The sequence below is a fragment of the Streptomyces sp. NBC_00335 genome (genome assembly GCF_036127095.1).
In the GTDB taxonomy this organism is placed as follows: Bacteria; Actinomycetota; Actinomycetes; order Streptomycetales; family Streptomycetaceae; genus Streptomyces.
The window spans coordinates 5168085-5184316 of sequence record NZ_CP108006.1; the positions used below are offsets into that span (position 1 = coordinate 5168085).

General features: G+C 70.4%; 12 protein-coding genes and 1 riboswitch. Of the genes, 9 read left to right on the forward strand and 3 right to left on the reverse strand.

Features of this window, described 5'->3' with window-relative positions:
• Nucleotides 1-5 precede the first annotated feature (5 nt).
• A complete protein-coding gene (locus tag OHA37_RS23335; protein WP_323182358.1) occupies nucleotides 6-1190 on the reverse strand; it encodes a globin domain-containing protein in 1185 nt (394 codons plus the stop codon).
• A gap of 148 nt (nucleotides 1191-1338) precedes the next feature.
• On the opposite strand from OHA37_RS23335, the gene OHA37_RS23340 reads away from it, so the two are divergent.
• The 7 genes from OHA37_RS23340 (at nucleotide 1339) to OHA37_RS23370 (ending at nucleotide 8846) form a co-directional block, all read left to right on the forward strand.
• The gene (locus tag OHA37_RS23340; RefSeq protein WP_443046204.1) at nucleotides 1339-2646 is read left to right on the forward strand and encodes a cytochrome P450 family protein; all 1308 of its coding nucleotides are present in this window, start codon (nucleotides 1339-1341) and stop codon (nucleotides 2644-2646) included.
• Between the two features lie 104 nt (nucleotides 2647-2750).
• Nucleotides 2751-3875: a LysM peptidoglycan-binding domain-containing protein gene (locus tag OHA37_RS23345; RefSeq protein WP_266908146.1), complete on the forward strand. Its 1125-nt coding sequence runs from the start codon at nucleotides 2751-2753 to the stop codon at nucleotides 3873-3875.
• 275 nt (nucleotides 3876-4150) lie between these two features.
• Nucleotides 4151-4322, forward strand: a riboswitch (cyclic di-AMP (ydaO/yuaA leader).
• Nucleotides 4323-4324: 2 nt separating this feature from the next.
• Nucleotides 4325-5026 carry a LysM peptidoglycan-binding domain-containing protein gene (locus OHA37_RS23350; protein WP_266908148.1) on the forward strand — a complete coding sequence of 234 codons (702 nt, stop codon included), beginning with the start codon at nucleotides 4325-4327 and terminating at the stop codon, nucleotides 5024-5026.
• Between the two features lie 376 nt (nucleotides 5027-5402).
• Complete coding sequence (gene eno, locus OHA37_RS23355) at nucleotides 5403-6689, forward strand: phosphopyruvate hydratase (RefSeq protein WP_266908150.1); 1287 nt, start codon at nucleotides 5403-5405, stop codon at nucleotides 6687-6689.
• Between the two features lie 99 nt (nucleotides 6690-6788).
• Nucleotides 6789-7277 (forward strand): FtsB family cell division protein, encoded by a 489-nt coding sequence (locus OHA37_RS23360; RefSeq protein WP_266908152.1) that lies wholly within the window; start codon nucleotides 6789-6791, stop codon nucleotides 7275-7277.
• Nucleotides 7278-7317: 40 nt separating this feature from the next.
• Nucleotides 7318-7908 carry a DUF501 domain-containing protein gene (locus OHA37_RS23365; RefSeq protein ID WP_266908154.1) on the forward strand — a complete coding sequence of 197 codons (591 nt, stop codon included), beginning with the start codon at nucleotides 7318-7320 and terminating at the stop codon, nucleotides 7906-7908.
• Nucleotides 7905-8846, forward strand: a complete 942-nt coding sequence (locus OHA37_RS23370; protein ID WP_266908155.1) for a Ppx/GppA phosphatase family protein — start codon at nucleotides 7905-7907, stop codon at nucleotides 8844-8846. Before OHA37_RS23365 ends, OHA37_RS23370 begins: the two co-directional genes overlap by 4 nt.
• A 110-nt stretch (nucleotides 8847-8956) precedes the next feature.
• On the opposite strand, the gene OHA37_RS23375 is transcribed toward OHA37_RS23370, so the two are convergent.
• Entirely contained in the window at nucleotides 8957-10123 is a 1167-nt protein-coding gene (locus OHA37_RS23375) for a DNA polymerase III subunit beta family protein (protein ID WP_266908157.1), read from the reverse strand.
• Between the two features lie 453 nt (nucleotides 10124-10576).
• On the opposite strand from OHA37_RS23375, the gene OHA37_RS23380 reads away from it, so the two are divergent.
• Entirely contained in the window at nucleotides 10577-11965 is a 1389-nt protein-coding gene (locus OHA37_RS23380; protein ID WP_266908159.1) for an NAD(P)/FAD-dependent oxidoreductase, read from the forward strand.
• Nucleotides 11966-12200: 235 nt separating this feature from the next.
• Complete coding sequence (locus OHA37_RS23385; protein WP_266908161.1) at nucleotides 12201-13526, forward strand: SAM-dependent methyltransferase; 1326 nt, start codon at nucleotides 12201-12203, stop codon at nucleotides 13524-13526.
• Nucleotides 13527-13618: 92 nt separating this feature from the next.
• Here the strand turns inward: OHA37_RS23385 and OHA37_RS23390 are convergent, their stop codons facing one another.
• Nucleotides 13619-16171, reverse strand: a complete 2553-nt coding sequence (locus OHA37_RS23390) for an ABC transporter permease (protein ID WP_266908163.1) — start codon at nucleotides 16169-16171, stop codon at nucleotides 13619-13621.
• Nucleotides 16172-16232: the final 61 nt, after the last annotated feature.

The window sequence follows — 16232 nt, forward strand, 5'->3', positions numbered from 1 at the left end:
CGCGCTCAGTACTCCCGTGGGGCGCGGCCCGACGGGTTGTGCCAGTGCGGGTCGGGCCGGTTCAAGAACCACTCCCCGAAGCCCATCGGGCGGTTTCCCGGCTCGTGGCTCTTGCCACTGGCAGGTACGGAGTCGTAGAAGATCCGGTCGGGGCGGGCGCCGAGCTCCTCCAGGAGGTACGAGGTCTCCCGGATGAACTGCGGCGGACCGCTGAGGTAGACGTCCTGGTCGGGCCAGAGCCCGCGGTTGCTGAGCGCGGTCGCCAGCCGGTCGGTGGCCTGGTTGCGGTGCTGACCGGGGGCGGGGGTGATGTAGGTGACGCTCAGCCAGGCCAGCGAAGCCGCGTACTCGTCGATGAGCGGGCGGTCGTAGAGGTGGGCGGCGTCCCGGGCGACCACGAAGAGCCGCACGTCCTGATCGGGAGGGTGCTCCGCGAGGTCCTCCATCATGGCGCGGACCGGGGCCCAGCCGGTGCCGGCGGCGATGAAGCTGACCGGGCGGTCCTCGCGGCGGAAGGTCATCTGCCCGCCGGCCGCGCCGAGCCGCAGCACGTCCCCGGGCTGTGTCTCCCGGATCAGGGCGGTGCTGAGGCGGCCCCCCTCGATCCGGCTGACGTGCAGGTCGAGCGTCCCGTCGGCGCGCGGCGCGTTCCCCAGGGAGTACGTGCGCCAGGTCGTCGGGACCCGGTCGCTGCTCACGCTCGCGTACTGGCCGGGGAGATGGGGGAAAGGGGTGTGCGGGCGGAGGGTGAGGACGCCGATGTCCTGCCCGTACAGCAGGTGGCGTACCACTTCCGCGTCCCACCAGGGCGGGTCGTCGCTGTCGGCGGCGCCGGCCATCATCGCGTCGGCGATCACCTGATATGCCTCTGACCAGGCCTTTTCTGCCTGGGGGTGCCAGGCGGACCCGGAGGCCTCGGCGAGCGCGGCGATGAGGCTGGTGCCCACGGCCGCGTAGTGCTCGGGCCCCGCCAGGAACTTGCGGTGGTCGCGGCCGAGGTCGCGGAGATAGGGGACGAGCGTTTCGTTCTCCAGGTGGGCGATCACATGGGTGAGGGCGGCGAAGAGCCGGTCCCGCTGTCGTTCCATGTCTTCGAAGGAGGCCGGGAAGAGATCACGGACTCCGGGGTTGTGCCAGAACAGGTGGGAGTAGAAGAACTTGACCGCATGCTCGGCCCGTCTCTCCACCACCGCGAAGCTGCTTTTCAAGATCCTCACATCCACAAAACCGAAAGTAGGAACGCCGGGGAACGTGAGGTCAAGCCAGAGCCGATCTACGGACAGCCGCGATAAATAGGCCATATGGGGTGATGGGCGGCGGGCGGGATACGGTCTCCGGGTGCACGAGCAGACCTCCGCAGCCCCCGAAGAACCCGCCGCCGACCAGTCCGTGGACGGAGCCGCCCCGCCGCCGACCCTGTTCGACTGGGAGTTCGCGACCGACCCGTACCCGGCGTACGCCTGGCTGCGCGAGCACGCGCCCGTGCACCGCACCACGCTCCCCAGCGGGGTCGAGGCCTGGCTCGTCACCCGGTACGCCGACGCCCGCCAGGCCCTCGCCGACCAGCGGCTCAGCAAGAACCCGGCCCACCACGAAGGCTCCGCGCACGCCAAGGGCCGGACCGGGATCCCGGGCGAGCGCAAGGCCGAGCTGATGACCCACCTCCTCAACATCGACCCGCCGGACCACACCCGGCTGCGCCGCCTGGTGTCGAAGGCGTTCACCCCGCGCAGGGTCGCCGAGTTCATCCCGAGGGTGCAGGGGTTGACCGACCACCTCATCGATCAGTTCGCGGAGAAGGGGGAGGCTGACCTCATCCACGAGTTCGCCTTCCCGCTCCCCATCTACGCCATCTGCGAGATGCTCGGTGTACCGCGAGAGGACCAGGACGACTTCCGCGACTGGGCGGGCATGATGATCCGCCACGGCGGCGGGCCGCGCGGCGGAGTGGCCCGGTCCGTGAAGCAGATGCGCACCTATCTCGGGGAGCTCATCCACCGCAAGCGCGACGACCTCGGCGACGACCTGATCTCCGATCTGATCCGGGCCAGCGACCACGGCGACCACCTGACGGAGGCCGAGGCCACCGCGATGGCCTTCATCCTGCTGTTTGCGGGGTTCGAAACCACGGTCAATCTCATCGGCAACGGGGTCCACTCCCTCTTCATGAACCCGGAGCAGCGCGAACGCCTCCAGCTCTCCCTCGCCGCCGGCGAGAGCGGGCTGCTCGCCACCGGCGTGGAGGAGCTGCTGCGCTACGACGGCCCCGTGGAGCTGGCCACCTGGCGGTTCGCCACCGAGCCCTTCGAGCTCGGGGGCCAGGCCATCGCGGCGGGAGATCCCGTACTGGTGGTCCTGGCGGCAGCCGACCGGGACCCCGAACGGTTCGAGGACCCGGACACCCTGGACCTCTCCCGGGCCGACAACCAGCACCTCGGTTACGGGCACGGCATCCACTACTGCCTGGGTGCCCCGCTCGCCCGGCTCGAAGGGCAGACCGCGCTCGCGACCCTGCTGACGCGGCTGCCCGATCTGGAACTGGCCGTGCCCGTCGGGGAGCTGCGGTGGCGGGGCGGGCTCATCATGCGGGGGCTGCGGACGCTTCCGGTCCGCTTCACGGCCGAATCAAAGCACCAAAACAGCTGAAACCACCCTGACCGGAAGTCAGTTCGCTGCCCAAACTTGTGACTGGCGTTCGAAGGCCGCTAGGTTCTGCCGTTACCCCGCCGTTATGCGAAAGGTGCAGCCTCATGCGTTCCGGGAACGGCCGCCACAGACGCCCCCGACAAGTGCCCGCACTTGTCGTCACTGCCGGAGTCACCGGCACCGCACTCGCCCTGCCGCTGCTCGCGGCCACCGGCGCGAGCGCCGCGGAGACCTCCACATGGGACAAGGTCGCCGAGTGCGAGAGCGGTGGCACATGGAGTGCCAACTTCGGAGGCGGCGCGTACGGCGGGCTGCAGTTCAGCCAGGAGCAGTGGAAGAGCGCCGGCGGACTGGACTTCGCCGAGCGCGCCGACCTCGCCAGCCGCTCCCAGCAGATCGCCGTGGCCGAACGGGTCCTGGCGTCCCAGGGCCCCCAGGCGTGGCCGCTGTGCGGAGTGCAGGCCGGTCTGACGCAGGACGCGCCCGCCGCCGTGGTGGACCCGGGCCTGCCCGGTGGTTCCGGATCCGTCGCCCCCGCTCCGTCCCGCCCGGACGACGCGGTGCCCCACACCGGTTTGGGCAGCACGTCCACGGACTTCGGGGCCCCGTCGCAGGAGGGTCCGAGCTCCTCGGCCTCGGTCCTGCCCGAGTATCCGATCGGCGTGCCGGGCGAACTGCCCGTCATGCCCACGCCGGACCTCCAGACGCCGACTCCCGGCCTCCCGGGCGACCCGACGGCTCCCACGAGCCCGGCGGACCCCACCACCCCCGCGCCGCCGTCCGTGGACCCGACGCTGCCGGTCGATCCGACCCTGCCCGTGGATCCGACCCTGCCGGTCGACCCGACGGCTCCGGTCACCCCGTCCGACCCGGGGAACTCGGCAGACCCGACGAACCCGGCAAATCCGGTCAACCCGGTTGATCCCACGGCCCCGACGACTCCGGCCGCACCCGGCGAGTCCGCCTCCCCGACCGCTCCGGCGACCCCCGGAGCGACCGAGGGCGGCGGCAAGCACCGCGGCGCGGCCGCCGTCGAGACGCCCGCCGCCGCTGACGCCGCGTCGGAACCGACGTACACCGTGCAGGAGGGCGACAGCCTGATCGAGATCGCGGACGCCAACGGAGTGAAGGGCGGCTGGAAGGGTCTCTATGCGGCCAACGAGCAGGTCATCGGCGGCGATGCGGACCTGATCAAGCCCGGTCAGAACCTGGATCTAACGCAGCAATAGGGACACTTGAGGCGCCCGGAACCAGCTGATTGTCCGTTTTCTGTAAGTGAGACATGTGTCTCTTCAGGTCAACTGGCGTGTCCGGCCCGCAGGGTTCCGCAAACCCCGCCCTCACCTGCGCAAACGCCCTTTCGGGGAGCGCAAGTAGGCACGTTTCCCCCCGATGTCGCTCGTTGAACATCGGGGGGAGACCTGTCTACCTTCTGAATCGCTCGCCACCGCGGGCTCCTTCGACCGCATCGCCGAATCCTGCCGGCGGACGGAGGGAACACTCGTCGCGTAAAGCGCCGAAGGCAGGAGCGGGGGAACCAAGGTAGGCGCCGGAACCGGCCGTTGAGAGACGGTCACGGAACCGGCTAGGGGTTAAGTCGAGCGCTAGGTCGCTCGGCCGGGCACTCACTCGCCCGAACCCGACAGCTCACCTCGTAGGCGTCGGTGAGGAGAACTCCATGCTGCTTTCGGGCAAGGGCAAGCACCGTCGTGGCTCCAAGGCCGTCCGCATCGTCACGCTCGCCGGCGTCGCCGGTGTCGCCGTGGCCGCGCCGCTGATGGCCGCGGGTACCGCCTCGGCCGCGACCGCTTCCGAGTGGGACCGCGTCGCCTCGTGCGAGTCCGGCGGCAACTGGTCCATCAACACGGGCAACGGCTACTACGGCGGCCTGCAGTTCTCGTCCTCCACGTGGGCCGCGTACGGCGGCAAGGCGTACGCCTCGCAGGCCAACCAGGCCTCGAAGTCCCAGCAGATAGCCATCGCCGAGAAGGTCCTCAAGGGCCAGGGCAAGGGCGCCTGGCCGTCCTGTGGCGTGGGCCTGTCGAACTCCTCCTACACCGGCGGCTCGGCGGAGGCACCCTCCAAGCCGAAGACCCAGCCGAAGCAGGAGAAGAAGCAGGAGAAGAAGGTCGAGTCGAAGAAGGCGACCGAGCGCGTCGAGGCTCCGACCACCCGCTCCGAGCGTCCGGCCGCCGCGCCGAAGACCGAGGCCCCCAAGACGGGCAACGGCTCCTACGCGGTCAAGTCCGGCGACACGCTGGGTGCGATCGCCGACGCGAACAACGTGACCGGTGGCTGGGAGAAGCTCTACGAGCTCAACAAGGACATCGTCTCGGACGCCGACCTGATCTTCCCGGGCCAGAAGCTCAAGCTCAGCTGAATCCGGACTCCGGCCGAAGTCGGACTCGGGCCGAGGCCGGACCACGGCCGAAGCTGAACCCCGGCTGAAACCTGCGAGAACGGTCGTGTCCGCTTTCGCGACGCGCAGTAGTTCCACCACGCAATTCCACCGCCCGGCGCGCAACCCCCTTCGCGCCGGGCGGTGCTGTGTGCGGATGCCTCCGGTCTGACGGAGCCTCCGAAAGACCGATGATCAAGGGTCCTATGTCCTGTAAGAGGGGCATTCAGGCCCTTTTTCGTCCCAGCCTCCGGGCGGTCGGCTGGCCGAGTGCCCGGAGACGGTTAGGCTCTAAGCGGCCAGGCCATCCCACGGCCTGACATGCCACCGCACACCCAGCGTCACATCCCAGAAGGAGATGCTCGTGCCGTCCATCGACGTCGTCGTAGCCCGGGAAATCCTGGACTCCCGAGGCAACCCCACGGTCGAGGTCGAGGTGGGCCTCGACGATGGCAGCACCGGCCGTGCTGCAGTCCCGTCCGGCGCCTCCACCGGAGCGTTCGAAGCCGTAGAGCTCCGTGACGGTGACCCCAACCGCTACATGGGCAAGGGCGTAGAGAAGGCCGTCCTCGCCGTCATCGAGCAGCTCGGCCCGGAGCTCGTCGGCTACGACGCCACCGAGCAGCGCCTGATCGACCAGGCGATGATCGACCTGGACGCCACCGAGAACAAGGGCTCCCTCGGCGCCAACGCCATCCTCGGCGTCTCCCTCGCCGTCGCGCACGCCGCGTCCGAGGCCTCGGACCTGCCGCTCTTCCGCTACCTCGGCGGCCCGAACGCGCACCTGCTGCCCGTTCCGATGATGAACATCCTGAACGGTGGGTCGCACGCCGACTCCAACGTCGACATCCAGGAGTTCATGATCGCCCCGATCGGCGCGGAGTCCTTCTCCGAGGCCCTTCGCTGGGGTGCCGAGGTCTACCACACCCTCAAGAAGGTCCTGCACACCAAGGGCCTCTCCACCGGTCTGGGCGACGAGGGCGGCTTCGCGCCGAACCTGGAGTCGAACCGCGCCGCGCTCGACCTCATCGTCGAGGCCATCAAGCAGGCCGGCTACGTCCCGGGCAAGGACATCGCGCTCGCGCTCGACGTCGCCGCGTCCGAGTTCTACAAGGACGGCAAGTACGAGTTCGAGGGCCAGTCCCGCTCGGCCGCCGAGATGACCGAGTACTACGAGGAGCTCGTCTCCGCGTACCCGCTCGTGTCCATCGAGGACCCGCTGTACGAAGACGACTGGTCGGGCTGGAAGACCCTCACCGACAAGCTGGGCGCGAAGGTCCAGATCGTCGGCGACGACCTCTTCGTCACCAACCCCGAGCGTCTCGCCCGCGGCATCGAAGAGGGCTCGGCGAACGCCCTGCTCGTCAAGGTGAACCAGATCGGTTCGCTGACCGAGACCCTGGACGCCGTCGAGATGGCCCAGCGCAACGGTTTCAAGTGCATGATGTCGCACCGCTCCGGTGAGACCGAGGACGTCACCATCGCCGACCTCGCCGTCGCCGTGAACTGCGGCCAGATCAAGACCGGCGCCCCGGCCCGCTCGGACCGCGTCGCCAAGTACAACCAGCTGCTGCGCATCGAGGAGATCCTCGACGACGCCGCGGTGTACGCGGGTCGCAGCGCGTTCCCGCGCTTCAAGGGCTGATCAGTCCTTTAGGGCGCAAGCCTCCCTACGTCCCCGCACTCGGTCCCGTACCGTGTGCGGGGACGTAGTGCGTCGTGCGCATATAGGGGAGGCGGATCAATGGCCGGGAACCGGGACCGGTTCGCCACGTTCTCGACCGCGACCAGGCTCAAGCAGCTCGGTGAGCGGACCGCGGCGCACGTGTACCGCTCGCAGTCCCGCCGGCAGGTCCGCCGCAGCCGGCTCACCGGCCGGGCCGCCCTGCTCGTCCTCGTCCTCTGTACCCTGGTCGTCGCCCTCGCGTATCCGATGCGCCAGTACGTGTCCCAGCGCTCGGAGATCGCGAAGCAGCAGAAGGAGGCCGTCGCCGCGCGGGACCGGCTGGAACGGCTGCGCGACGAGAAGGCCCGCTGGCAGGACAACGCGTACGCCGAGCAGCAGGCGCGCAAGCACCTGCACTTCGTCCGGCCGGGGGAGATCAGCTACATCATGACCGACCCCGGAGCCGACGGCGCCGACAAGCGCCGCAGCGGACAGGCCGCCACCGACCGGCCCTGGTACTCCAACGTCTGGGACGGCGTCGACAAGGCCGACCGCCCGGGCGACTGAGTCCCACCCATCCACGAGAACGAAAAGACTTCCTCCAGGCATGCAGACGCCCCCGCCCCAGACCGACCGGACCGAGCCGACCGCCGCCGACATCGAGGCGTTCGAACAACAGCTCGGCCGCCCCCCGCGCGGGCTGCGCGCGATCGCGCACCGCTGCCCCTGCGGGCAGCCGGACGTGGTGGAGACCGCCCCGCGGCTCCCCGACGGCACCCCCTTCCCGACGCTGTACTACCTGACCTGCCCGCGTGCCGCCGGTGCGATCGGCACGCTGGAGGCCAACGGCGTGATGAAGGAGATGCAGGCCCGCCTCGCCGTGGACCCGGAGCTGGCCGATGCCTACCGGGCCGCGCACGAGGACTACATCACCCGCCGCGACGCCATCGAGGTGCTCCAGGGCTTCCCGAGCGCCGGCGGCATGCCGGACCGGGTGAAGTGCCTGCACGTGCTGGTCGGCCACTCCCTGGCCGCGGGCCCGGGCGTGAACCCGTTCGGCGACGAGGCCCTGGCGATGCTGCCCGAGTGGTGGGCCAAGGGCGCCTGCGTCACCCCGTGCGGCGAGAAGAAGGCCGAAGAGAAGACGGACGAAGAGAAGACGACCGAAGGGAACGCGGCGCAGGAGGCCGGCGCGTGACCCGCGTCGCGGCCGTCGACTGCGGTACGAACTCCATCCGGCTCCTCGTCGCGGACCTCGACCGCGCCACCGGCGAGCTGATCGAACTGGACCGCCGGATGATCGTCGTCCGGCTCGGCCAGGGCGTCGACAAGACGGGCCGGCTGGCCCCGGAGGCCCTGGAGCGCACCTTCGCGGCCTGCCGCGAGTACGCGGCGGTCATCAAGGAGCTCGGCGCCGAGCGGGTGCGCTTCGTGGCGACCTCGGCCTCCCGGGACGCCGAGAACCGCGACGAGTTCGTCCGGGGCGTCCTGGACATCCTGGGCGTCGAGCCCGAGGTGATCAGCGGCGACCAGGAGGCCGAGTTCTCCTTCACCGGCGCCACCGGTGAGCTGACCGGCCGCACCGATCTTGAGCGCCCCTTCCTGGTGGTGGACATCGGCGGCGGCTCCACGGAGTTCGTGGTCGGCGCCGAGCACGTCGGGGCGGCCCGCTCCGTCGACGTGGGCTGTGTCCGGATGACCGAGCGCCACCTGACGGTGGACGGGGTCGTCACCGACCCGCCGACCGGGGAGCAGATCGCCGCGATACGGGGCGACATCGAGGCGGCGCTGGACCTGGCCTCCGAGACCGTCCCGCTGGCCGAGGCGCGCACCCTGGTGGGCCTGGCCGGCTCGGTGACCACGGTCGCCGCGATCGCGCTGGGCCTTCAGGCGTACGACTCGGCGCGGATCCACCACTCCCGGATCCCCTACGAGACGGTCCGCGAGGTCAGCGAGCGGATGCTGACGCTGACGCACGCGGAGCGCGCGGCCATCCCGGTGATGCACCCGGGCCGGGTCGACGTGATCGGCGCGGGCGCCCTGGTCCTGCTGGCGATCATGGAGCGGGTCGGCGCCTCGGAGGTCCTGGTCTCGGAGCACGACATCCTCGACGGAATCGCCTGGTCCATCGCCTGACGACGGGCTCGAACGCACGAACCCACGAACGTACGAACGCGCGCACGCGCTCGCGCGCGAGCACGGTGCCCCCGGCGGATCCCGCCGGGGGCACCGTCACGTCCGGACGATCACACGTCCAGCCGGACCGGCATCAGGAGCGAGAACGCCTCCTCGTCGTCGGGGCGGCGGATCACCACGGGGGCCTTCGGGGCGCCGAGCTCCAGGATCAGCCGGTCCCGGTCTGCGGCGGCGAGGGCGTCGAGCAGGAACGTGCGGTTCAGGCCGACCGCGGCCGGATCTTCCTCACCGTCGTCGCAGAGGGACACCCCGCCCCCGTCGGTCACCTTGAGCACGCTGACGTCGCCGGTCGCGCCGTCCTGCTCGCGCTCGGCCGGGCGGACGGGGCCGGTTTCCAGGGCCTTGCGGAAGGCCGGTACGTCGACGGGGACGCGGCGCCCCGCGGGCAGCGTGACGAGGCGGCGGTAGTCGGGGAACTCGTGGCCCAGGCACCGGCCGGCCGCCTGGCGGTCCGCCGACTCCGTCTCCAGGGCCACCCGGTCGCCGTCCACGGTGAGCCGGACCGGGGCGTCGTCGCTCAGCAGCGCCCGCATCGCGTCCGCGAGCGGGGCGGGTACGAGGAGCTGGAGGCGGGGTCCGGTGTGGCCGGTGACCCCGGCGCGGGCGACGGCCAGCCGGTACCGGTCGGTGGCCACCACGCGCAGCGCCCCGTCCTCGATGTCGAAGAGGATCCCGCCGAGCACCGGCAGCGTCGGGTCGGCGGCGACGGCGAAGCGGACCGCGTCCAGGGCGGCGGCCAGCTCGGGTCCGGACACGGTGAGCCGGGCGGTCGGGGCGGCGGCGGCACGGGGCGTGCTCACGGACGCGCCGCCGGACGAGTCGATGGACGTGCCGGTGGAGGCGTTGTTGGACGAGCCGATGGACGTGATCACGGGGTTCTCCCTGCGGTCGAGTAGTGCGCGGATCGCGGAGAACTCGCCGCGCGCATCGGACAGGCCCCGTTCGAGCCGGTGCAGGTGCGCCCGGAGCAGACCGCGGACCAGGTCGGTGTCCGCGCCGGCCCAGCCGGCCAGCACCAGCCTGATGTCCGCCACGGGCATCCCGGCCCGCCGGAGCCGGGCCAGCAGCCGGGCCTCCTCGACCTGCTCGGGCCCGTACCAGCGGTACCCGCTCGCCGGATCCACGCGTACGGGAACCAGCACGCCGGCCCCGTCGTAGAACCGCAGGGCACTCACGCTCAGGCCGCTGTCGCGGGCCGTCTCGCCGATACTGCGCATCTCGTTCTCCACGCCCCAGACCCTGGCGCCTCGACCAGGTCGAGGGTCAACAGCGGGGGGCAAAAGCGGTCCCGGAGGGCCGTTCGGGGGTCTTAGGTCCCGTCGTCCACATGAACTTCGTGAAGTTCTTCACAAGGAAAAGGTGCCTGTGAGGGGTCCAGAGGAGCCTTTTGGGCGAGTCCGGAGCCCCTCGGGCCTTCTTTTTGCTCGAGTTCGTGTGATTGGCGGACGCCGCGAGCCTCTGGCGGTAGGTATCCACGAAGGCTGTGGTCTACTCCGCTTGAGGGCCTGGAGGCCAGGTCGGGACTGGTGTTCAACGACTCCCGTTACACCCTGGTTCCCGCTTCGCGCCATGACCTCGGTCACGTGGGCCGCGGAGTGTAGCAGAGGGTCCTCAGGTCCTTGTGAAGGGGCTCACGAGCGTCACCCCTTGGGGTGCTGGATACTCGTTCCATGAGCACCACGGAGCGTCCCAGGATCCTCGTTGTAGGAGGTGGGTACGTAGGCCTGTACGCAGCCAAGCGCATCATGAAGAAGATGCGTTACGGCGAGGCGACCGTCACGGTCGTCGACCCGCGCTCGTACATGACCTACCAGCCCTTCCTCCCCGAAGTGGCCGCAGGCAGCATCTCGCCTCGGCACGTCGTCGTACCGCTGCGACGCGTGCTGCCCAAGGCTGAGGTTCTCACCGGCCGGGTCACGAACATCGACCAGGACCGCAAGGTCGCCGTCGTCACGCCGCTGGTCGGCGAGGCGTACGAGCTGCCCTTCGACTACCTGGTGATCGCGCTCGGCGCCATCTCCCGCACCTTCCCGATCCCCGGCCTCGCCGAACAGGGCATCGGCATGAAGGGCGTGGAAGAGGGCATCGGCCTGCGCAACCACGTACTTGAGCAGCTCGACAAGGCCGAGTCCACGACGGACGAGGACGTCCGCCGCAAGGCCCTCACCTTCGTCTTCGTCGGCGGCGGCTTCGCCGGCGCCGAGACGATCGGCGAGGTCGAGGACATGGCCCGCGACGCCGCGAAGTACTACACCAGCATCAAGCGCGAGGACATGCGCTTCATCCTGGTCGACGCGGCGGACAAGATCCTTCCCGAGGTCGGGCCCAAGCTCGGCACCTGGGGCAAGGAGCACCTCGAGTCCCGCGGCATCGAGATCTACCTGAACACCTCCATGGACTCCTGCGTGGACGGCCACGTGGTGCTGAAGAACGGCCTCGAGGTCGACTCCAACACCCTCGTGTGGACCGCCGGCGTCAAGCCCAACCCGGTGCTGGCCCGCTACGGCCTGCCGCTGGGCCCCCGCGGCCACGTGGACGCCGAGCCGACCCTCCAGGTCAAGGGCACGGACTACATCTGGACCGCCGGCGACAACGCCCAGGTGCCCGACCTCGCCGCCCGCAAGGCCGGCGTGGAGAACGCCTGGTGCCCGCCGAACGCCCAGCACGCGCTGCGCCAGGCCAAGGTCCTCGGCGACAACGTCATCTCCGGGATGCGCGGCTTCCCGCAGAAGGAGTACGCGCACTCCAACAAGGGCGCGGTGGCGGGCCTCGGCCTCCACAAGGGCGTGGCGATGATCGTCATGGGCGGGATGAAGATCAAGCTCAAGGGCCGGCTCGCCTGGTACATGCACCGTGGCTACCACGGCATGGCCATGCCGACCTGGAACCGCAAGATCCGCGTCTTCGCCGACTGGACCCTCGGCATGTTCCTCAAGCGCGAGGTCGTCTCCCTCGGCGCCCTGGAGACCCCCCGCGAGGAGTTCTACGAGGCCGCCAAGCCGGCGCCGGCTCCGGCCGCCGTCGCCGCGGCCCCGGCCGAGAAGGCCAAGGCCTCCTGACCCCGTAGGACCGGCAGGGCCAGCGGTACGAGCAGGAACAGCAGTACGCGTACGAGTACGACCCAGCGTGTCCCCGAAGGGGCCGCCCGCCATCCGTGGTGCGGGCGGCCCCTTCGGCATATTCGAGGCCGGATCCGGGTATGCCGTGCGGTCGGAACTTGTCTGAGCTCGCCTGAGGTTGTCTGAGCTTGTTGTCGCTTGTTGTTGCTTGTCGTCGCTTGTCGGAGGTTCTTGCATGAACGACGCCGCGCCGCGGCTGGCCGCTTTAGCCGAAACCCTGCTGGGAGCACCTCTCCCCGTGCGCATCCGGGCCTGGGACGGCAGCGAGGCCGGCCCGCTCGGCGGACCCGTCCTGGTCCTGAACAACCGGCGCGCCCTGCGCCGGATCCTGTGGAAGCCGGGCGAGCTCGGCCTGGCCCGCGCCTGGGTGGCCGGGGACATCACCGCCGACGGGGACCTGTTCGATCTGCTGGACCGGGTCGGCGGACTGCTCTGGGAGCGGGACCGCGAGCCCGCGCCCGAGGCGGAGGCCAAGGAGAAGGGGACCGCCGCCCTGCTCCGCGATCCCCGGGCCCGGGCCGCCGTACGGGGCCTCGTGGGCATGGCGCGGCCGTGGACCAAGCCGGCCCCGCCGCCGGAGGAGGCCGGCCGGCGCGGCGGACCCCGGCAGCCCCGGCACACGAAGGTCAGCGACCGGCGGGCCATCAGCCACCACTACGACGTGGGCAACACCTTCTACGAGCGGGTGCTCGGCCCGTCGATGGTGTACTCCTGCGCCTACTGGACCCCCGGCGGGAGCCTGGAGGACGCCCAGCGGGACAAGCTGGACCTGGTCTGCCGCAAGCTCGCCCTGCGCCCGGGGGACCGGCTCCTGGACGTCGGCTGCGGCTGGGGCTCGATGGCCCTGCACGCGGCCCGGGAGTACGGGGCCAAGGTCACCGGGATCACGCTCTCCCGCGAACAGGCCGCCTACGCCCGCAAGCGGGTCGCGGAGGAGGGTCTGGCCGACCTCGTGGAGATCCGGGTCCAGGACTACCGCGACGTCAAGGACGGCCCGTACGACGCCGTCTCCTCCATCGGGATGGCCGAACACGTCGGCGCCGAGCGCTACCGCACGTACGCCCACACGCTGTACCGCCTGCTGCGGCCGGGCGGGAGGCTGCTCAACCACCAGATCGCGCGGCGCCCCGAGCCCGACGAGGAGGCCTACCGGATCGACGCCTTCATAGACGCCTACGTCTTCCCCGACGGGGAGCTGTCCCCGCTGGGCACCACCGTCGGCGAGCTGGAGCGGGCCGGCTTCGAGGTCCGCGACGTGGAGGCCCTGCGCGAGCACTACGCGCTCACCCTGCGGGCCTGGGTGGCCCGGCTGGAGGAGCACTGGGAGGAGGCGGTACGGCTGACCTCGCCCGGGCGGGCCCGGGTCTGGCAGCTGTACATGGCCGCCTCGGCGCTCGCCTTCGAGCACAACCGGCTCGGGGTCAACCAGGTGCTCGCGGTGCGCACCGGGACCCGCTCGGCCTCCGGGATGCCGCTGCGCGCCCGGGAGTGGCCGGCGTAGCCCGTACGGGCCGGGAAACGCCGCAGGGCCCCGCGACGGGATGTCGCGGGGCCCTGCGGCTTCGTACGGATGCGCTCCTACGGCTGTCCCGGCTACTCCGTCTTGATCGCGGTCAGCATGTTCAGCCGGGCCGCGCTGCGGGCGGGCCACATGGCCGCCAGGGCGCCGACGATGCCGGCCAGCAGCATGAAGATCGCGATCCGGTCGAAGGGGATCACCAGGGCGTAGTTCGGGATCGAGCCCTTGATGGTCTCGCCGACGGCCCAGGCGATGAAGGTGCCGAGGGCCACGCCGATGACCGCGCCGAAGAGGGAGATCACGATGGCTTCCAGCCGGATCATGTTCTTGACCCGGCCGCGGTCCAGGCCGATGGCGCGCAGCATGCCGATCTCCTGCGTCCGCTCGTAGACGGACATCGCCAGGGTGTTGACGACGCCCAGGACCGAGATGATCAGCGCCATGGCCAGCAGGCCGTACATGATGTTCAGGGCGGTGTTGATCATGCCGCCCATCTCGTTGCGGATGTCCTGCTGGGTGGCGAAGGTGATCGCCGGGTTCTTGCCGAGGGCGTCGACGAGGGCCTTCTCGCCCTTCTCGGAGGCGCCGCCGTCCATCTTGACGAAGACCTCGCGGATGTACGGCTCCTCGCTGTGCTTGCCGAGGATGTTGTAGTCGATCACGTAGGGGGAGAGCATGCCCTCCATGTCCTTGTAGATCGCGCCGACCTTCAGGTCCGCCTTCTTGTTGTCGTCGAAGGTGGTCTTGAGGGTGGAGCCCACCGACAGGCCGTTCTCCTTCGCGGTCTTCTCGGCGACCGCCACTTCGCCCTTGGCGAGGCTGGTCAGCTGCCCGCTGACCACGTCGAAGTTGAGGAGCTGCCCGATGGTGGCCGGGTTGACGCCGGAGACGGACTGGTAGTCGTCGCCGTCGCCGGTCCGGATGCCGCCGGCCATTTGCGGGGAGACGGCCTTGACGCCCGGGGCCTTCTCCAGGGCGGGGAGCACCGAGGGGTTCATGCTGCCGAAGGCTTCGCCCATGGAGACCTTGTAGTCGGCCTTGAGGTTGTCCGTCGTCATCCGGTCGATGGCCTTGCCCATCGTGATGCCGAGCACGGACAGGGCGGTGACCAGGGTCAGGCCGATGGCCAGCGAGGCGGCGGTGACGGCGGTGCGGCGCGGGTTGCGGACCGCGTTCTGCGCGGCCAGCTTGCCGGCGACGCCGAAGGCCTTCTCCAGCAGCGGGCGGACCGCCGCGATGACCGGGCGGGAGAGGGCCGGCAGCAGGATGATGATGCCGATCATGGTGAGGAAGGCGCCGGCGCCGATGAGCATCTTGCCGTCCTTGCCCGTCATCGCGCCGCCGAGGATGCCCAGCAGGCCGAGCAGGGTGACGGCGCCGCCGATGCTGTTGCGCAGCACCAGGGACTTGGCGGAGGCCGGCAGGTGGGCGCTGCCCATGGCGGCGACCGGGGAGATCTTGGCGGTACGGCGTGCGGGCAGCCAGGCGGCGAGCATCGTGACGACGATGCCGATGCCGATCGCGGCGGCGATGGTGGCCGGGGCGACGACCAGCGGACCGGCCGGGATCTTGACGTCGAAGGCGTTCATCGCGGAGCGCATGGCGACGGCCAGTCCGACACCGGCGATCAGGCCGATGGCGGAGGAGATCACGCCGACGACCAGGGCCTCGGCCAGGACCGAGCGCTTGACCTGGCCGCGGTTGGCGCCGACGGCGCGCAGCAGGGCCAGCTCCTTCGTGCGCTGGGCGACCAGCATGGTGAAGGTGTTGTAGATCAGGAAGATGCCGACGAAGAGCGAGATCAGCGCGAAGGTCAGCAGCATCTGGTTCATGCTGCCCATGCCGGCTTCGATGTCCTTGGCCTGCTCGGCCGCGAGCGCCGCGCCGGTCTGGGCCTTGGCGTCCTTGCCGACGATCGGCTTGATCTCGGCGAGCAGCTGGTCGGCGGAGGCGCCGGCCTTGGCGCTGACCGCGAGCTCGTCGTAGTAGCCGGGCTGCAGGTAGAGCTGCTGGGCGGTCGGGGTGTCGAACAGGACGAGCGAGCCGCCCGCGTTGACCGCGCCGTCCTCGGTGGTGAAGACGCCGGCGAGCGTGTACTCCTTGGCCGGGCCGTTGTCGGCCACCCGGACCTTGTCGCCCACCTTGTACGCGCCGCGCTTGGCCGTGTCCTTGTCGAGGGCGATCTCGCCGGCCTTGGCCGGGCCGTTGCCCTCGGTGAAGGCGTAGCGGGGGTCCTTGCCGTCCTTGAGGGGGACGAAGTTGGCGCCGGTGTTGGACCAGCCGTTGCCGATCAGCTTGCCGTCCTGGTCGCCCACGGCGGCGAAGCCGTGGACGCGGCCGGAGGCGCTGTCGACGCCGCTCAGTGCCTTGACCTTGTCGAGGGACTGCTGGCTGATGCCCGGCTCGCCCTCCTTGACGCCCGCCTCGTTGCGGGAGGGGCCGTGGGAGGTGACCGAGACGGCCACGCCGTCGAAGCTCTTGGCGGACTGGTTCGACATCGCCTTGCCGACGGTGTCGGTGAAGACGAGCGTGCCGGAGACGAAGGCGACGCCGAGGACGACGGCGAGCACCGTCATCAGCAGCCGGGCCTTGTGCGCGAGCACGTTGCGCAGGGCGGTACGGAACATGGTGGAGGGATCCAGGTCTGTGGGGTCAGCGGGGAGGGACGGCTGCGAGGGGGCGCGTCCC

Coding starts and splice junctions, on each gene's coding strand:
- OHA37_RS23345 (WP_266908146.1), top strand. CDS start 2,751: ATGCGTTCCGGGAACGGCCGCCACAGACGCCCCCGACAAGTGCCCGCA.
- OHA37_RS23350 (WP_266908148.1), top strand. CDS start 4,325: ATGCTGCTTTCGGGCAAGGGCAAGCACCGTCGTGGCTCCAAGGCCGTC.
- eno (WP_266908150.1), top strand. CDS start 5,403: ATGCTCGTGCCGTCCATCGACGTCGTCGTAGCCCGGGAAATCCTGGAC.
- OHA37_RS23360 (WP_266908152.1), top strand. CDS start 6,789: ATGGCCGGGAACCGGGACCGGTTCGCCACGTTCTCGACCGCGACCAGG.
- OHA37_RS23365 (WP_266908154.1), top strand. CDS start 7,318: ATGCAGACGCCCCCGCCCCAGACCGACCGGACCGAGCCGACCGCCGCC.
- OHA37_RS23375 (WP_266908157.1), bottom strand. CDS start 10,123: ATGCGCAGTATCGGCGAGACGGCCCGCGACAGCGGCCTGAGCGTGAGT.
- OHA37_RS23380 (WP_266908159.1), top strand. CDS start 10,577: ATGAGCACCACGGAGCGTCCCAGGATCCTCGTTGTAGGAGGTGGGTAC.
- OHA37_RS23385 (WP_266908161.1), top strand. CDS start 12,201: ATGAACGACGCCGCGCCGCGGCTGGCCGCTTTAGCCGAAACCCTGCTG.
- OHA37_RS23390 (WP_266908163.1), bottom strand. CDS start 16,171: ATGTTCCGTACCGCCCTGCGCAACGTGCTCGCGCACAAGGCCCGGCTG.